This is a genomic window from Trichococcus flocculiformis, from assembly GCF_900113645.1.
Classification (GTDB): Bacteria; Bacillota; Bacilli; order Lactobacillales; family Aerococcaceae; genus Trichococcus; species Trichococcus flocculiformis.
Window position 1 is genome coordinate 1 of record NZ_FOQC01000025.1, and the last position, 16,897, is coordinate 16,897.

Below are 16,897 nucleotides of genomic sequence, written 5' to 3' on the forward strand. Positions count from 1 at the left end.
AACGCAAGAATAATCATTCGTTGACGCTTGATAATATCAACTAAATAGGTTAATAATAGAGGTAGCAACTTGTCATCTTCCTTTCTTTTGGGGAAATAGTGCGGTGTAGTTACCATCACTATTAACCAAAAATTGGGGGGTGGCAAGTTGTTTTTGTCGTTAACCCCGTTAAATCAACGAAAAAATACAAAATTGAACGTCTGGCAGAGCTAAACTTTGACAGTACGCACGATCAAAGAGGGGGATACAAATGAAAAGAGTGATCATCCATGCAAAAGTTTATACCGGAGAAACAGTCATTTTTGATGGATTCGTCCGGTTTGAAAAAGAAATCAGCGCAGTCGGAAAGATGTCGGAGTACGTTCCTGAATCAGGCGAAGAAGTGATTGATGCAGCCGGAAGCAGACTGGTGCCCGGATTCATTGATGTCCACAGTCATGGCGGATATGGTGTGGACAACATGGACGGTGATGCGGAAGACATCAATCGGATGATTGCAGCGATGCACCGGGAAGGGATCACCAGCTATTTTCCGACGACGATGACGCAATCTTCTGAAAATATCGAGAAGGCATTGATCGGCATCCGCAAGGCTTCAGAAAAAAATCCAGTCATCCAAGGCATCCACCTCGAAGGGCCATTCATTTCTGCCGTCCATAAAGGGGCGCAACCGGAAGAACACATCAAACTGCCGGATGCTGCCTTAATGCGCAGATGGCAGGACTTGAGCGGCGGCTTGATCCGTTTGGTAACCTATGCGCCGGAGACCACTGATGCGACGGCATTCGAAAAGTATTGTCTCGATAACCGCATCGTGCTTTCGGTCGGGCATTCGGATGCTCTTCGCAGCCAGCTGAGAAAATCCAAGGCAGCGCATGTCACCCATCTCTTCAATGCGCAAAGGGGACTCCATCATCGTGAACCGGGTGTGACCGGACATGCGTTCCTGGAGGATGACATCTATGCGGAAATGATTGTCGATGGCCTGCATATCGATCCGGAAATGGTCAAGATCGCCTTCAAACAAAAAGGCGCAGACCGCATCGAATTGATTACCGATGCCATGCGCGCCAAAGGGATGGGCGACGGCATCAGCGAATTGGGCGGACAGAAAGTCATCGTCAAGGATGGACAAGCCCATCTGGAAAGCGGAAATCTGGCAGGAAGCGTGCTGGGATTCCAGGAGGCATTCAAGAACATCATCGCCTTCACCGGCTGCAGCATCTTGGATGCGGTAAAGATGAGCTCAGTCAATCAGGCCCGTGAATTCGATTTGGTGCGAAAAGGGAGCATCGCTCCTGGAAAAGATGCCGATATGGTCCTGCTTTCGGAGTCATTTGCGGTCGAGCGGACAATCAGTTATGGACAGACAGTATACAAAAATAACAGAAAGTAGGTTACAGATCATGGAAATAATCATTAAAGCGACTCCTGAAGAGGCAAGCCGTTACGCATTCGAAAAAATCCGCGAGGAAATGGAAAGAGGTGCGAAAGTGCTCGGGTTGGCAACCGGCAGCACGCCGGAGAGGCTGTACCGGATCATGCGGGAAAGTGATCTTGATTTTTCGGGGATGACATCGATCAATCTGGACGAATATATGGGTCTTTCCGAAGACAATCCGCAGAGTTATCACTATTTCATGCATAAGCATTTGTTCGATGCAAAACCGTTCAAGAAAAACTATCTGCTGGACGGATTGGCGGATGAAACGGAAGAATGCGCGCAATTCGAAGAAATCATCGCCGCGAATCCGATCGATGTGCAGATTCTCGGCATCGGCACGAACGGGCATATCGGTTTTAACGAGCCGGGCACATCTTTTGATTCCCGTACCCAGAAAGTGGCACTATGGCAATCCACGATTGATTCCAATAAACGTTACTTTGCGGATGAGAAGGATGTCCCGCGGTTTGCCTATTCGATGGGGATCCAATCGATCCTCTCTTCAAGAAAGATCATCCTGATGGCTTTCGGAAAAGAAAAAGCCGCTGCCGTCAAAGCCGCGCTGGAAGGTCCAATCACAGAAGACTTGCCGGCGAGTATTCTGCAGACCCACAAGCATGTGACCGTGATACTCGATGAAGCAGCTGCACAAATGCTCAGCAAAAAATAGTGAGTCGGTAATCTGCAGTCTATTCCCAAAAGTCTCCTGATTGTCGTTTTGGATTAAAACGTTTACAATGGAAGCAGAGATAGCATGTAAAGCATGTGATTCAGGAATCCAAGGCGGTGATGGAAATGTTGACTGTTGAGACAGCCGGAGCATGGCTGAGCTTGTTCATCGAAAAGCTGGAAAAAAATGAGAAGTATCTGAACATGCTGGATGAATCCATCGGTGACGGCGATCACGGGGCCAATATGCTTCGGGGTGCCAAAGACCTGAAGGCAAAGTTAGCGGAAGGGCTTCAGGCAGGGGTGTCAGATCTGTTCAAACTGGCCGGGATGTCCTTCGTCCAGAAAACGGGCGGGGCAGCCGGACTCCTTTATGGGCAAATCTTTCTGCATATGTCGGAGGCTTTTCAAGAAGATAACGATCTGATGGACAGCCTGACAAGCGGGCTTGAAGGCATCCAAACGTTCGGCCCTACGGAACTGAAGGAAAAGACCTTAGTTGATGTTTGGATTCCGGTCATGGAAGACATCCGGAATAAGCGTCTGACGTTGGAAAAAATCAATGAATATGTCACAAGCACGAAGGATTTCCAGGCGAAAAAGGGACGCGCGGCCTATGTGTCGGAACAACTGAATGGCCATATCGATCCAGGTGCAGCCTCCTGCGGTTATTTCTTCGAGGCCATGCTGGAAGCGGGTGTGTACGATGAGTGAACAGTACGGCATCTTATTGGTTTCACATGTTGCGGAGCTCGCTGACGGGCTGACCAGATTGCTGAAACAGGTAGCAAAGGACGTCACCGTGAAAGCGGTCGGCGGAGCGGAAGGCGGCGGCATCGGCACGAGTTTTGATAAAGTCATAGCAGTGCTCAATGAAATGGAGGAGCCTGAAATATTTGCTTTTTATGATCTGGGCAGCGCCAAGATGAATCTTGAATTGGTAAGTGAAATGACTGAAAAAAATCTGTTTATTTGCGATGCGGCGTTTGTGGAGGGAGCCTATCTGACAGCAGCTTTGCTGCAGGCGGATACGCCCTATGAAAAAATCTGTGAACAGTTGCAGGAATTGTACGTAAAATGAAACACTGAGCAAAATTGTAGTGACAAACACAATTAAGAAAAAGACTGCCAAGGTGCAGTCTTTTTTATTTACGGTTTCCCCCTATTGAAGGTGGATTGTTTCTATATTCTTTCTCGTATTTTTTATCTACAGATTGAAATATCGGTCAATTTAGTGTAAGCTGATACTATGGAAAACGCTTACAACGTTAGCGCTAAAGAAAAGAATGGATGTGATCGGATTGGAAAAAGGAAAGAAAGTGCTTTTTACTGAGACCGTTCTGCGTGATGCGCATCAAAGCTTGATGGCGACGCGCATGTCTACGGACGACATGCTCCCGATTGTGGAGAAAATGGATGAAGCCGGGTATTACGCGCTCGAGTGCTGGGGCGGGGCAACCTATGATGCGGCTATCCGTTTTCTGCATGAAGATCCGTGGGAAAGGCTCCGGCAAATCCGCAAGCGCGCTCCCCATGCGAAGCTGCAGATGCTGCTGCGGGGACAGAACCTGATCGGATACCGCCACTATGCGGATGATATCGTGGATAGCTTTGTCGGCAAAGCCGTCGAAAACGGCATCGATATTTTCCGGATTTTTGATGCCTTGAATGACACGCGAAACTTGAAAGCGTCATTGGAAGCCGTCAAAAAATACGGCGCCCATGCGCAACTGACGATCTGTTATACCATCAGTGATGTCCATACCATCCCATTTTACACCGATTTGGCCAAGGAGCTGACCGAGATGGGGGCGGACTCGATCTGCATCAAGGACATGGCCGGCATCTTGACGCCGAAAGTGGCCAAAGAGCTGATTCCGGCCATCAAAGCTGTGATTGATGTGCCTTTGAATATCCACACGCACGCCACCAGCGGCGTTTCGCAGATGACCTACATGGCTGCCATCGAAGCCGGTGCGGACATCATCGATTGCGCCATTTCCCCGTTTGCGGAAGGAACGAGTCAACCGCCGACCGAATCGATGGCGCTTGTGTTGGAGGAACTGGGGTACAGTACGGGCTTGGACATCGCCAAATTGGAAGAAATCGCGGATTATTTCAAACCGATCCGCGATAAGTACATCGCTTCGGGTGTGCTCGATCCGAAAATGCTGTCGGTCGATCCAAAAGCACTCATCTATCAAGTACCGGGTGGGATGCTGTCGAACCTGAATTCGCAACTCAAGCAGGCAAAGGCCAGCGATAAGTACGAGGAAGTGTTGCGGGAAGTGCCCCGTGTCAGATCAGACTTAGGCTTTCCGCCGCTGGTCACCCCAATGAGCCAAATGGTCGGGACGCAAGCCGTTTTCAATATCCTGACGGGGGAACGCTACAAAATGGTCCCGAATGAAGTGAAGGATTACCTGCACGGAAAATACGGAAAGACACCGGTCCCGGTGAACGACAATTTTCGGCGCAGCATCATCGGGGATGATGCCGTCATCACTGATCGCCCGGCAGATCATCTGGAGCCGGAGTTTGAAAGATTGAAGGCGGAGTTGGGAGACTTGGCGCGCACTGACGAGGACGTGTTGACTTATGCCTTGTTCCCACAGGTTGGCAAAGCTTATCTGCAAGAAGTCTACTATCCAACCATTCCAGAAGAACAAGCGGAAATGGTTGCGCCGTCTCAAGGCGATGCGACGGATACAGTGGTTCGGATCCAAGCCCGCTATCGCAGTTAAGAGGAAGAGGTGAGGAAAATGGAAACATTCAATTTAGGTGATGGTCTGATTGTCACGGTAGTTGCGATGATCGTCGTGTTTGCTGTTTTGGCAAGTCTTTGGTTCTTGGTCGAACTGGTGCATAAGCTGGTAGGGGAACCAGCACCGGCAACTACAGCACCGATTGATCGCGAAGAAGCTAGTCAGCCCGTCCTGCTGGATCGGGGCGTGGATGAACAACGAGCCAAAGCAGCGGCGATAATGGCTTTGGTAGCCGCCTATGAGGCACATCCGGCCAAAAAATTTGAAATCATCGATGTAACGCGTATTAAATAAATTCCATCTGCTGATTGTAAAGGGAGGATTTTTTATGAAGAAGTACGAAATCGAAATTGACGGACAAGTTTATCATGTCAAGGTGAGGGAGTTACCGGATGATGCAGTCATGACGGAGCAACCCAAGGCCGACAGCGGCAAAAGCACTGCTGATGTCGCCCCCCAAACGGAAGGGAAAGCAATGTTGGCGCCGATGGCCGGAACCGTATTGCGCATCCTCGTCAAAGAGGGGCAACGAGTCAAAAAAGGGGAAAATCTCATCGTCCTCGAAGCCATGAAGATGGAAAATGAAATCGTTGCGGATGAAGATGGCGTCGTCAGACGTATTTTGGTGAAAGAGAATGACAGTGTCGAATCCGATCAAGCATTGCTGATTCTCTAGAAGGGGAGGGATTCCTATGGTACAAGCTTTGACTGATCTGATCCGGATGTCCGGATTGGTTCATCTTACGTATAAAGAAATCATTATGATCATCATCGCCTGCATTTTCCTTTATCTGGCCATCAAGAAGGGCTATGAACCATACTTGCTGATTCCGATTGCGTTCGGCATCCTGTTGGTGAATCTTCCGTTGGCCGGATTGATGACGCCGCCCGCCGACAGCGAATCCGGAGGGTTGCTTTATTATCTCTATCAGGGAACCAATCTGGGCATCTATCCACCATTGATTTTTCTTTGCCTAGGTGCATCCACCGATTTTGGGCCACTCATCGCCAATCCGAAGACGCTGTTGTTGGGCGGGGCTGCACAGTTCGGTATCTTCGCGGCATTTTTTGGAGCTTTGGCATTGGGGATGACGCCTGAAGAAGCGGCCTCCATCGGCATCATCGGTGGCGCTGATGGTCCGACTGCCATCTATTTAACGACGAAATTAGCCAGTCATCTTTTGTCGGTCATCGCCTTGGCGGCCTATTCCTATATGGCATTGGTTCCGATCATCCAGCCGCCGATCATGCGCTTGTTGACTACCCAGAAAGAACGGCAGACCGTCATGAAGCAGATGCGCGTAGTATCCAAAAATGAGCGCATTCTGTTTCCGATCGTGACCACGATCTTTGTCAGTCTGGTTGTCCCATCGGCGACTGCGCTTGTGGGTATGCTGATGTTGGGCAATCTGATCCGCGAGAGCGGGCAGGTTCCGAAGCTGACGGAAACTTTGCAGAATGCCATGATGTACACCATCACCATCATTCTGGGTGTAACCGTCGGAGCAAAGGCGAACGGAGAGTTGTTCTTATCGATGACAACCATAAAAATCATCGTTCTTGGCCTTTTTGCTTTCTCGATTGGGACCGCTGCCGGCGTCCTGATGGGAAAATTGATGTACAAACTGACGAACGGTAAAGTGAATCCGTTGATCGGTGCCGCCGGTGTATCGGCCGTTCCGATGGCTGCACGGGTCGTTCAGAAGGAAGGCATCAAGTACAATCCTTCCAATTACTTGCTGATGCATGCGATGGGTCCGAATGTGGCAGGGGTCATCGGATCGGCTGTAGCGGCCGGTGTCCTGCTGGCTTTCTTCGGCTGAGTGCGGACTATTAATCTCATCTCCTTCTGATTTCATGTCAGAGGGGGATTTTTTTATTGAATCAAGGCCGTCCGATTGCTAAATCCATCTGTTCTACACATGGAGGATGTATAATGAAGGCAACAAAAGAGTCAGAAAGGAAGGACGGATTAAAATGAGCAGGAGAACCTCGTTGATTGTCGCTTTGGTTGCTTCGCTGGCGTTGTTGCTGTTTGTATCAGCCAATCTTTTCTCGACGTTTTTCAATAGCGGGGATAATCGGGTAACAACTATTGATACGGATTCGAGCAGCACAGGGAATTTTAGCGGGATGGGGCATATGATGGGAGGAGAGCAGTCTGTCGTACTGGATGAAAGTGGGCAGCCAATGACTGCACTGCAGTTGCCGGAACTATTGGAACCGGATTCCGAATCCGCTAGCGAAATCACCTATACGGTCACAGCGCAAGCGGGGGAAACTGCCTTCTTGGAAGGGAAAACGACGCAGACGCTCGGTTATAATGGTTCTTATCTTGGACCGGTTTTGGTCGTGCGTGAAGGCCAAGAGGTGCATATCAAGACCGAGAACCAGTTAGCCGAAGCAACCTCTTTCCATTGGCATGGCGTAAAGCTGCCTTCTGATATGGATGGTGGGCCGCATCATCCGGTCGGACCGAATGAAACGATGCAGGTGGATTTCACGGTCAATCAGGAGGCGGCGACGTTGTGGTTCCACCCGCATGCCTTAGGAACGACGGCTGAACAAGTCTATGCCGGTCTGGCCGGATTGATCTTTGTCGAGGACGACAATTCTGATCAATTGGATTTGCCGAAGGACTATGGGGTGAATGACTTCCCTCTGATTATCCAGGACCGGACCTTCGATGCGGACAATCAATTCGATTACGCAGGGACTTACCATCCTGACGGTACCTATGGCGATACCTTGCTGATCAACGGGACCATCAATCCCTATGTGGAAGTCACAAATGAACAGATCCGTCTGCGTTTGGTGAATGGTTCGAATGCCCGCAATTACACGTTTGGATTGGAAAATGGCGCGGTGTTCCATCAGATCGCCAGCGACGGCGGTTTCCTGGAGCAGCCGGTTGCGTTGACGTCTGTGACATTGACACCCGGAGAACGGGCGGAAATCATCGTGGACCTGAGCGAATACGCTGAAGGGGACACCGCGAAACTGATGGACGGAAACGCAACGGTCCTTTCCTTGAATGTCACGGAGGAGGCGGACGCACAGACGGCCCTTCCGCAAACTTTGAATGAGATTCCTGAATTGGTGACGGATGGTGCGGCTGTCCAAAGGTTCACCTTGAGCGGCATGTCCTTCATGGTCAACATCAACGGCAGCCAGTTCGACATGGATCGGATCGACGTCGAACAGCACCTGAATGAAACAGTCATCTGGGAAGTCCGCAATGCGCAGGATATGATGGGCAGCATGATCCATCCCTTCCACATCCACGGCGTCCAATTCCAGGTGCTCTCGCGTGACGGAGCGGAGCCGCCGCAGAACGAGCAAGGCTGGAAGGACACCATCGCCGTTTATCCCGGCGAGACGGTCCGTTTGGCGGTGACTTTTTCTGAGAAGGGAGTGTTCATGTATCACTGTCATATTTTGGAGCATGAGGACAATGGCATGATGGGTCAGGTCAGTGTACAATAGGAATCAAGGGAAATAAGATGGAGGTGGATGCCCATGAAGATTTTGATCGTCGATGATGAACCCAATATTTTGGATATCGTGGAGGCCTATCTGGCCGCCAAAAAATATCAGGTATACCGTGCCGAGACCGGGGCGGAGGCATTGGAAAAATTTCATGCTTTCCATCCGGATCTGATTGTGTTGGATCTGATGCTGCCGGATATGGCAGGCGGGGACATCTGCGCCAAAATCCGCGAAGAATCAAACGTTCCCGTCATCATGCTGACGGCAAGGTCATCCGAAAAGGATATCTTGAGCGGCCTGCAGATCGGAGCGGATGATTACATAGTCAAACCATTCAGCCCTAAGGAACTGGTGGCGCGGGTCGAGACGGTGCTGCGGCGTGCTGCCCCAGCCGATGCTGAAGAAAAATGGAGCTTCGATGGCGGCGAATTGGTCATTCATCCCAAAACGAAGCAAGTTTTTACGAGGCAGCAGGAAGTCGCCTTGACGGCTACCGAATATGAACTGTTGACGCTATTGGCCAAGAATCCGAGCCGACTCTTCACGAGGGAAGAATTGCTGGAGAGCGTAAAAGGTATGGATTTTGAAGGTTTGGACAGGGTCATCGATACGCATATCAAGAACATCAGACAAAAGATAGAGCCGGAACCGAAACAGCCCATCTATATTCTGACTGTCCGGGGAAGCGGCTACCGGTTTGGAGGGAAGCGATGAGGCGTACGATCAGTTGGCACCTGCTCCTTTCCTTCCTGCTTTTTTCGAGCGTCATCATCGGGTTGTTCGGCTGGTTCAGCATGCAGTTGGTGAACAGCCACTTCTCGGAATATGTCAGCGAACGGCGTACGGAAGAAATAACTGGCTACACAGATGAAATTGAGGCAGTTTTTGCTCAAACGGGGAGTTGGGACGAGGATGCGATAGCGGTCATCGGCAGGCAGGCGTTGCAGGACGACATCATCCTGAAAGTCTATGATAGCCAAGAACAGCTGATCTGGAGCCCCAGCGTGATGGAGGAACAAGAAAATCGCCAGATGATGTCCAGCCATATGTCGCAGATGAGCGAGATGATGGGCGGAACAGAAAGCGAATATACGGTGACCACTGTTGAACTTAATGAGGGCTCCCGCACAATCGGCAGTCTGGAAATCGGGACGATGGGGACGTATTTCTATACGGAACACGATGTCGCATTCGTGAGCGATATCCGCAATAACCTGATGATTGTGGCGCTGCTGGCCTTCGCCTTATCGCTGTTTTTCGCTGTTTGGATAGCCAGAAAATTGAGTTTGCCGGTCTTTGCGGTGAGCCGCTTCACCGGGGAAATCGCCAAAGGCAACTACACAGAGCCGGCGCCGAAGGAAACGAACATCGTCGAGATAGATGCGCTGATCCGTTCGGTGGACAGCCTTTCCCGCCAATTGGACAGCCAACAGGAAATCCGGAACCGCCTTTCTTCCGATATCGCGCACGAAATCCGGACCCCGCTTACGACATTGAAGGGCAATCTGGAAGCAATGCTTGACGGCATCTGGGAGCCGAGCAACGAGCGTTTGAAGATCTGTTATGATGAAGTGAACCGGATTTCCCGCCTGATCGGAAATATCGATAAAATCAACGAAATGGAGAGCAATCACGAGAAATTGGAATTCAGCCGTTTTGACCTGCAGGCTTTGAGCAAGAAAGTCGTGACGAACTTTACGGCTGTGGCCGCCAAAAAGAATATCATTTTGGCGGTCACTGGGGAGCCGCTGATGATAACGGCGGATCAGGACAAAATCAGCCAAGTGCTGACGAACCTTTTGGTGAATGCGATCAAGTTCACTCCGAAGCAAGGGAATATCCATATCGAGATCCATCAGGAGGGTGACCAAGCGGTGCTGAGAGTGTCCGATGACGGCATCGGCATCGATCCGGAAGACCAGAAAAAGATTTTTGAGCGCTTCTATATGACGGAGCCATCGCGCAACAGCCGGTCAGGAGGGCAAGGGCTCGGTCTGGCCATCGTCAAAAGCATCATCAAGAAGCACAACGGGACTGTGCGGGTTGCCAGCGATGTCGGCAAGGGAGCCACGTTCACGGTTGCCATTCCGTTGGATCAGCACAGAACATGAACGAAAAAGACCCGGATACCAATCATTTTGATTGGTATCCAGGTCTTTTGTGTTTCTTTCAGGATCACAGAAGTTTCTTCTTGCGATCGAACTCTTCTTCGGTGATGTTCCCTTTAGCCAATTCCTTCTTCAGGATATCCAAAGCGGATTCGTCCGATGAAACTTTGCCTGATCTATCGTTCAAAAGCCTGGTTGCCAAGTAAATGACGAGTATGATCAAAGCAATCCAGAAAATCCACATAAACATCATGCCGCCCATGCCAAAACCTCCAAAATATTGTAAGCATCTGCCAAACATGCAAAGGCCCCCTTTTTTTCTCTATATATGCAGTATACAGTCATATTGTGTAGATTGGATGTAGTTTTTCTGGCTGTTGCGGTGATTATTTGAAATACATGCTCAGTTTATCTTCAAAAGCCGTGCGTTGACCGCGCAGATGATTGTGCTGATCGACATGACGGCTGCCCCGATGGCTGGGGTGATAAGGAAGCCCTGATTGGCCAATACACCTGCAGCCAACGGGATGGCGATAACGTTATAGCCGACAGCCCAAATCAGATTCTCGACCATCTTGCGGTAAGTGGCTTTCGAAAGGGTGATGATGGTCAATACGTCTTTCGGATTGCTGTCCACCAGAATGACGTCGGCTGTTTCGATGGCGACATCCGTTCCGGCGCCGATGGCAATACCAAGATCAGCTTCCGCCAGAGCGGGCGCATCATTGACGCCATCCCCGACCATCGCGACTTTTTTGTTTCCGGATTTCAGTGCGGCGATGTGTTTCGATTTCTCGGCAGGCAGCACCTCCGCAAATACTTGATCCAGCCCTAACTGATCGCCCACGTATTGCGCTGCGCGGCTATTGTCGCCAGTCAGCATGATAGCTTCGATGCCTTGCTCTTTCAAGGCAGCCACGACTTCTTGCGATGACGAACGGATGATATCAGCGTTGGCGATCATCCCCTGCAGGCTCCCTTCCTTCAGGACGAAGACAACGGTTTTTCCTTGCTGGGCCAAACTGGCGAATGTCTCCTTGTCGTATGCAATGCCGCGCTCGTCCATGGTGCCGGGGCTGACGACAGCGACCTGCATGCCGTCCACAGTGACCTGCAGACCTTGGCCGGTAAGGTTTTGATAATCAGTTACCGGCAAAAGGGTGACGCCTTCTGCTTCTCCTTTGCGGACGATTCCTTTTGCGATCGGGTGTTCAGATTGGCTTTCGGCAGAATAGGCCAACGTCAGTAATTCCTTCTCGGAGACCCCGGCAGCGGGAAGGATGTCGGTTACGCCGAAGTTGCCTTCCGTCAGGGTCCCGGTCTTGTCGAAGACGATCCGATCCACTTTGCGCGCCTCTTCGAATTGCGTCCGGTTGCGGATCAGCAAGCCGTTTCGAGCTGCGATTGAAGTGGACACCGCATTCACCAAAGGGACAGCCAGTCCGAGTGCATGGGGACAAGCGATGACGAGTACCGTCACCATCCGCTCCAAAGCGAAGGCCAAGTTCGCTGCAAAAATCCAATAAAGGAAAGTCAGGAGTCCGGCTGTGACGGCGATATAGAACAGCCAACCGGCCGCTTTGTCGGCCAATCCCTGCGACTTGGATTTTTGTTGCTGGGCCGCCTGGACCATATTGATCACTTGGGCCAAGTAGGTTTCATTCCCGACTTTTTCCACGGTCAGCTTGAGGACGCCTGACCCGTTGATGGAGCCGCCGATGGCCTGCATGCCCGGATTTTTTTCGACAGGCACAGATTCGCCCGTCAGCATCGATTCATCAACCGTTGAGAGGCCTTCGTAGATTTTTCCGTCCAAAGGGATCTTTTCACCGGGCTTGACGAGAATGCGCTCACCCGGAACAAGGGCTTCGATCGACACTTCTTCAATATTGCCGGCTGCATCCAAACGATGGGCAACTTTAGGCATCAGTTTGATGAGTTCTTCCAGCGCTTTGGATGCCCCCATCTGGGATTTCATCTCGATCCAGTGACCCAGCAACATGATCAGGATCAAGGTTGCCAGTTCGAAATAAAAGTCCGATCCTTCTATGAAGAAGGCCGTGAAGCTGCTGTAGATATAGGCCGAAACGATCGCCAAGGAAATCAGCATCATCATACCGAGCGACCGGTTCTTCCATTCCTCCCAAGCGCCCTCCAGAAACGGTTTGCCGCCGTAGAAGAAAATGACGGTGGATAACCCAAAGACGACAAAATTTGCTCCCGGAAATTCGAAATGGTAACCGAAGAGCATCATGATCATGGGGGATAGCACGGTGACGGGAATGGTCAGCAGCAAGACGATCCAAAAACGTTTCCGGTAATCGGCCACCATCTGCTCGTGGTGGTCGGCATGCCCAGTCGAACCGTGTGCCATGTGCTTTTCATGTTGTTCGTGACCATTGGAAGCAGTCTGTTTCGGTTCGGGTGGGGGCATATGATGACCGGAATGGTCGTGCCCGGCGTGCGGATCGCTGGTCTTTGGGGCTTCCAGAGTGTGGTCTGTGTGCGCGTGCTGCGTATGTTTGTGTTCATCCATCTGAGTATTCCTCCTTGCTTCAAAACGTCCAAACAATAAGGTTTATAAAAATGACTGCAGCTTCTCATGCTTATCATAGCAGAATTCAGCGCTGTAGTGGTAATGATTTCGCCTCCCCGCTTGGGTCTGCACCGATTTAGTCATCGCAACCAACGGCGGAAGCTTGCAGGCGTAACCGGGAACCAAAGATTGACTTGACAGACTTCTTATCAATTGCAGGACCAGGGCGCACCGAAAAGCGCAACTGGTCTTGTATTTTTTTCTGCTTTGGGTAAAATGAAAGGGATAGGAAAACCATTCAAAGACACTTGGAATTTGGAAGTTTGGTGAAAATCCAACGCGGTCCCGCCACTGTGATGACGTCCCGGAACGTCTAAGTCAGGTCTTCATTCCAAGCTGCTATTTTTTGCAAGCGAACCGTTTCGAGGTAAAACGGTCCCGTTACTAGTCTATGCGATGGCGTATAGGCTTTTTTTGCATGATTCCGGCCGTTGGCGATGCAACCCCTGTCGAATACAGATTAGGAGTGGGAAAATGAAAAAATTATTGTTGGCCTTATCATTGAGTTTGGTATTATTCGGGTGCGCTCCTGCGGACACGGTAGATTCGGCTTCAGTCGCAGAATCTTCATCGGTTGCAATCAGCTCCGAAGTTGCAGAAACAGTCAGCGTATCGATTTCTTTGACGGATGGCGGTACTGTCATCGCGGGTTCTGAAAAAACGATTGAGGTTGAAGCAGGCGCCAATTTGTTGGCTGTCATGAAAGAAAACTACACAATCGAAGAAGCGGACGGATTCATCACAGCCATCGATGGACAAACACAAGTCGAACAGACTGCCGATACGAAAGCGAAATATTGGTTGTTTGATGTGAACGGTGAGCCTTCGATGGTCGGAGCAGCTGATGTGGCGCTCCAAGAAGGAGACGTAATCGTGTGGAACCTGACAGAAATGTAAAGAAGACTGTGAACTTCGGTGTGAGACGACTGGCGTTGCTGTCGATTTTGACGGCTTTGTGCTATGTTGGGAGGATGATGTTCCAGTTCATCCCGAATGTCCAACCGGTGACGGCTGTGCTGATCATCCTGACGCTGACGCTGGGCATGACGGACGGCTTCATTGTGGCCATCCTGTCGATTGTTTTGACCAACTTTCTGCTGGGGATGGGGCCGTGGACGATTGCGCAGATCGCCAGTTTCGGCGTTCTGATCGTGGTAACTGGATTGGTCATGAAGCCGTTCTACAGCACGAGCCAAAAAAGGGGCCTCAGAATTGTTTTTGCGCTGTTCGCCTTTTTCGGGGGACTGCTTTACGGATTCGTCATCTCCGTCATTTCGGTGAAGTTGATGGGTATCAACAGTTTTTGGGCTTATTACATCGCCGGGATTCCTTTCGATCTCATGCACGGCCTGGGGAATGCCAGTTTCTATCTGATACTGGAGCCGATTTTGGCGCCCTTACTGCTGGCGCAAAAGAAAAAAACATAGAAATTAAGAAGACTGTAACGGACTCCCTGCGTGGGTATCCGCTATAGTTTTTTCTGTTTTGGCGCCATTTGTGATATAGTAGGACACGATAATCGAGAGATAAGGGAGCAAATATAAATTATGGGAAAGAGTCTAGTATTAGCTGAAAAACCATCGGTGGCGCGCGATATCGCCCGCGTGCTGCAGTGCGAGAAACAGGGTCAAGGGTACCTGGAAGGGAAAGACTATATCGTCACTTGGGCCTTGGGGCATCTTGTGACGCTGGCCGATCCGGAAGCCTATGATGTGAAATATAAAAATTGGAATTTGGCTGATCTGCCGATGCTTCCGCAGGATCTGAAGCTGACTGTCATCAAGCAGTCCGGCAAGCAGTTCAATGCCGTCAAGGCCCAGCTGGTGCGCAATGACGTTTCCGACATCATCATCGCGACGGATGCCGGCCGCGAGGGCGAACTGGTAGCCCGTTGGATCATCGAAAAAGCGAAAGTCAATAAACCCGTCAAACGCCTGTGGATCTCGTCCGTGACGGACAAGGCCATCAAAGACGGCTTCCAGAACCTGAAGCCGGGCAAGGACTATGAAAACCTGTACCAGTCGGCTGTGGCCCGTTCGGAAGCGGATTGGTACATCGGCTTGAATGCGACCCGCGCGCTGACGACGAAATTCAACGCCCAGTTGAACTGCGGCCGCGTCCAGACACCTGTCGTCGCCATCATCGCCAGACGCGAAGAGGAAATCAAAAAATTCCAGCCGAAGACCTATTACGGCATCGAGGCCCAGACAGATACGAAGCTGAAGCTGATTTGGCAGGATGAAAAAACGAACGACACGAAGAGTTTCGAGCGCGACAAGGTCACAGCCATCGTCAAAAAGTTGGAGAAGCAGCAGGCAACAGTAGTGGCTGTCGACCGCAAATCAAAAAAAGCTTATGCACCAGGCCTGTATGACCTGACCGAACTACAACGCGATGCCAATAAGCTTTTCGGTTATTCCGCCAAAGAGACATTGAACATCATGCAGAAACTCTATGAACAGCATAAATTATTGACTTATCCGCGTACGGATTCCCGCTACCTGTCGAACGACATCATAGCCACGCTGCCTGACAGACTGAAAGCCTGCGCCATCAAGGAATACCGTCCGCTCGTGAACAAGGTGTTGGCGAAACCGATCAAGGCGAATAAGTCGTTCGTCGACGACAGCAAAGTATCCGATCACCATGCCATCATCCCGACGGAGCAGGTCGTCCTGATCGGGAAACTGTCGGCGCAGGAACTCAAAATCTATGACTTGGTGGTGAAGCGCTTCTTGGCTGCGCTTTTCCCGGCTTACGAATATGAGCAGCTGACTTTGCGCGCGGACATCGGGGGCGAGCGCTTCGTGGCCCGCGGCAAGACGGTCACCGCTGCCGGCTGGAAAGAAGTCTACAGCAATCGCACGGAGGATGAGGAGTCGGAAGACGGTCTCCAGGAGCAACTGTTGCCGAAAATCGAGGCAGGTGATGTGCTGGTTGTCCGTTACGTAAGCGAGACATCCGGCCAGACGAAACCGCCTGCCTACTTCAATGAAGCGACTCTGTTGACGGCGATGGAAAATCCGGCGAAATATATGGAGACGACGGACAAAGCTTTGGCTCAGACGCTGAAGGAGACGGGTGGATTGGGAACCGTCGCTACGCGCGCCGACATCATCGAGAAGTTGTTCAATGCCTTCCTGATCGAAAGACGCGGACAGGAAATCCATATCACTTCCAAAGGCAAGCAACTGCTGGAGTTGGTTCCGGAAGAACTGAAATCCCCTGCCCTGACAGCCGAGTGGGAGCGGAAACTCGAACAGATCGCTGCCGGCAAGCTGAAGAAGGACGTATTCATCAACGAAATGAAGGCCTACACGAAAGAGATTGTTTCGGAGATCAAGATGAGCGAAGGCAAGTTCAAGCACGAGAACATCTCCACCAAGACCTGCCCGGAATGCGGCAAACCGATGCTGGAAGTGAACGGCAAAAAAGGCAAGATGCTTGTGTGCCAAGACCGCGAATGTGGGTACCGCAAGAATGTGGCGCGGGTCACCAATGCCCGTTGTCCGCAGTGCATGAAGAAAATGGAACTGCACGGCGAAGGTGACGGCCAAATTTTTACCTGCAAGTGCGGCTACCGTGAAAAGCTATCGGCCTTCAACGAGCGACGCAAAAAAGGCACCGGCGGAAAAGCCGCGAAGCAAGACGTCCAAAAATATCTGAAGAAACAAAATCAAGTTGAAGAGCCAGTAAATAATGCCCTGTTCGAGGCGCTTAAGAAACTCAATCTGGGCGAATAAGCATAATTAGGTCGATAAGGACTGCAACGGCGCTTTTTGTGCCTGTTGCAGTCCTTTTTCGATCGGGTTTCGGGAATGTGCGT

16 protein-coding genes and 1 riboswitch are annotated in these 16,897 nt (G+C 50.8%); of the genes, 14 read left to right on the top strand and 2 right to left on the bottom strand.

The window, feature by feature from the left end:
- Window positions 1–250 precede the first annotated feature (250 nt).
- From nagA to BMZ71_RS09270, 11 genes are all read left to right on the top strand, one after another.
- Window positions 251–1,396, top strand: coding sequence for an N-acetylglucosamine-6-phosphate deacetylase (gene nagA, locus BMZ71_RS09220; RefSeq protein ID WP_086989706.1), 1,146 nt, complete (start codon window positions 251–253; stop codon window positions 1,394–1,396).
- A 10-nt stretch (window positions 1,397–1,406) separates the two neighbouring features.
- Window positions 1,407–2,114 (top strand): glucosamine-6-phosphate deaminase, encoded by a 708-nt coding sequence (nagB, locus tag BMZ71_RS09225; protein ID WP_086989707.1) that lies wholly within the window; start codon window positions 1,407–1,409, stop codon window positions 2,112–2,114.
- Between the two features lie 125 nt (window positions 2,115–2,239).
- On the top strand, window positions 2,240–2,827 hold the full coding sequence (gene dhaL, locus BMZ71_RS09230; protein WP_086989709.1) for a dihydroxyacetone kinase subunit DhaL: 588 nt from the start codon (window positions 2,240–2,242) through the stop codon (window positions 2,825–2,827).
- Window positions 2,820–3,194, top strand: a complete 375-nt coding sequence (gene dhaM, locus BMZ71_RS09235) for a dihydroxyacetone kinase phosphoryl donor subunit DhaM (RefSeq protein ID WP_086989711.1) — start codon at window positions 2,820–2,822, stop codon at window positions 3,192–3,194. Before dhaL ends, dhaM begins: the two co-directional genes overlap by 8 nt.
- A 220-nt stretch (window positions 3,195–3,414) precedes the next feature.
- Window positions 3,415–4,857, top strand: coding sequence for an oxaloacetate decarboxylase subunit alpha (locus BMZ71_RS09240; RefSeq protein WP_256957878.1), 1,443 nt, complete (start codon window positions 3,415–3,417; stop codon window positions 4,855–4,857).
- 18 nt (window positions 4,858–4,875) lie between these two features.
- Window positions 4,876–5,172, top strand: a complete 297-nt coding sequence (locus BMZ71_RS09245) for an OadG family protein (RefSeq protein ID WP_086989715.1) — start codon at window positions 4,876–4,878, stop codon at window positions 5,170–5,172.
- A 34-nt stretch (window positions 5,173–5,206) separates the two neighbouring features.
- Entirely contained in the window at window positions 5,207–5,554 is a 348-nt protein-coding gene (locus BMZ71_RS09250; RefSeq protein ID WP_086989717.1) for a biotin/lipoyl-containing protein, read from the top strand.
- A 16-nt stretch (window positions 5,555–5,570) separates the two neighbouring features.
- Window positions 5,571–6,701 carry a sodium ion-translocating decarboxylase subunit beta gene (locus tag BMZ71_RS09255; RefSeq protein WP_086989719.1) on the top strand — a complete coding sequence of 377 codons (1,131 nt, stop codon included), beginning with the start codon at window positions 5,571–5,573 and terminating at the stop codon, window positions 6,699–6,701.
- A gap of 154 nt (window positions 6,702–6,855) precedes the next feature.
- Window positions 6,856–8,364 carry a multicopper oxidase family protein gene (locus BMZ71_RS09260; protein WP_245734413.1) on the top strand — a complete coding sequence of 503 codons (1,509 nt, stop codon included), beginning with the start codon at window positions 6,856–6,858 and terminating at the stop codon, window positions 8,362–8,364.
- Between the two features lie 33 nt (window positions 8,365–8,397).
- Window positions 8,398–9,081 (top strand): response regulator transcription factor, encoded by a 684-nt coding sequence (locus BMZ71_RS09265; RefSeq protein ID WP_086989723.1) that lies wholly within the window; start codon window positions 8,398–8,400, stop codon window positions 9,079–9,081.
- Window positions 9,078–10,478, top strand: a complete 1,401-nt coding sequence (locus BMZ71_RS09270; RefSeq protein ID WP_086989725.1) for a sensor histidine kinase — start codon at window positions 9,078–9,080, stop codon at window positions 10,476–10,478. Before BMZ71_RS09265 ends, BMZ71_RS09270 begins: the two co-directional genes overlap by 4 nt.
- A 64-nt stretch (window positions 10,479–10,542) precedes the next feature.
- Here the strand turns inward: BMZ71_RS09270 and BMZ71_RS09275 are convergent, their stop codons facing one another.
- Both BMZ71_RS09275 and BMZ71_RS09280 read right to left on the bottom strand, forming a co-directional pair.
- On the bottom strand, window positions 10,543–10,737 hold the full coding sequence (locus BMZ71_RS09275) for an SHOCT domain-containing protein (protein ID WP_245734414.1): 195 nt from the start codon (window positions 10,735–10,737) through the stop codon (window positions 10,543–10,545).
- Between the two features lie 141 nt (window positions 10,738–10,878).
- Window positions 10,879–13,011 (bottom strand): copper-translocating P-type ATPase, encoded by a 2,133-nt coding sequence (locus BMZ71_RS09280; protein ID WP_086989729.1) that lies wholly within the window; start codon window positions 13,009–13,011, stop codon window positions 10,879–10,881.
- 290 nt (window positions 13,012–13,301) lie between these two features.
- Window positions 13,302–13,458: riboswitch (adenosylcobalamin (AdoCbl) riboswitch) on the top strand.
- Window positions 13,459–13,545: 87 nt separating this feature from the next.
- On the opposite strand from BMZ71_RS09280, the gene BMZ71_RS09285 reads away from it, so the two are divergent.
- From BMZ71_RS09285 to BMZ71_RS09295, 3 genes are all read left to right on the top strand, one after another.
- Window positions 13,546–13,968 carry a DUF4430 domain-containing protein gene (locus BMZ71_RS09285; protein WP_068561653.1) on the top strand — a complete coding sequence of 141 codons (423 nt, stop codon included), beginning with the start codon at window positions 13,546–13,548 and terminating at the stop codon, window positions 13,966–13,968.
- A complete protein-coding gene (locus BMZ71_RS09290; protein WP_177187566.1) occupies window positions 13,947–14,498 on the top strand; it encodes an ECF transporter S component in 552 nt (183 codons plus the stop codon). The genes BMZ71_RS09285 and BMZ71_RS09290 overlap by 22 nt, the downstream gene beginning before the upstream one ends.
- A 120-nt stretch (window positions 14,499–14,618) precedes the next feature.
- Window positions 14,619–16,814: a DNA topoisomerase III gene (locus BMZ71_RS09295; protein WP_086989733.1), complete on the top strand. Its 2,196-nt coding sequence runs from the start codon at window positions 14,619–14,621 to the stop codon at window positions 16,812–16,814.
- The last annotated feature ends 83 nt before the right edge of the window (window positions 16,815–16,897 follow it).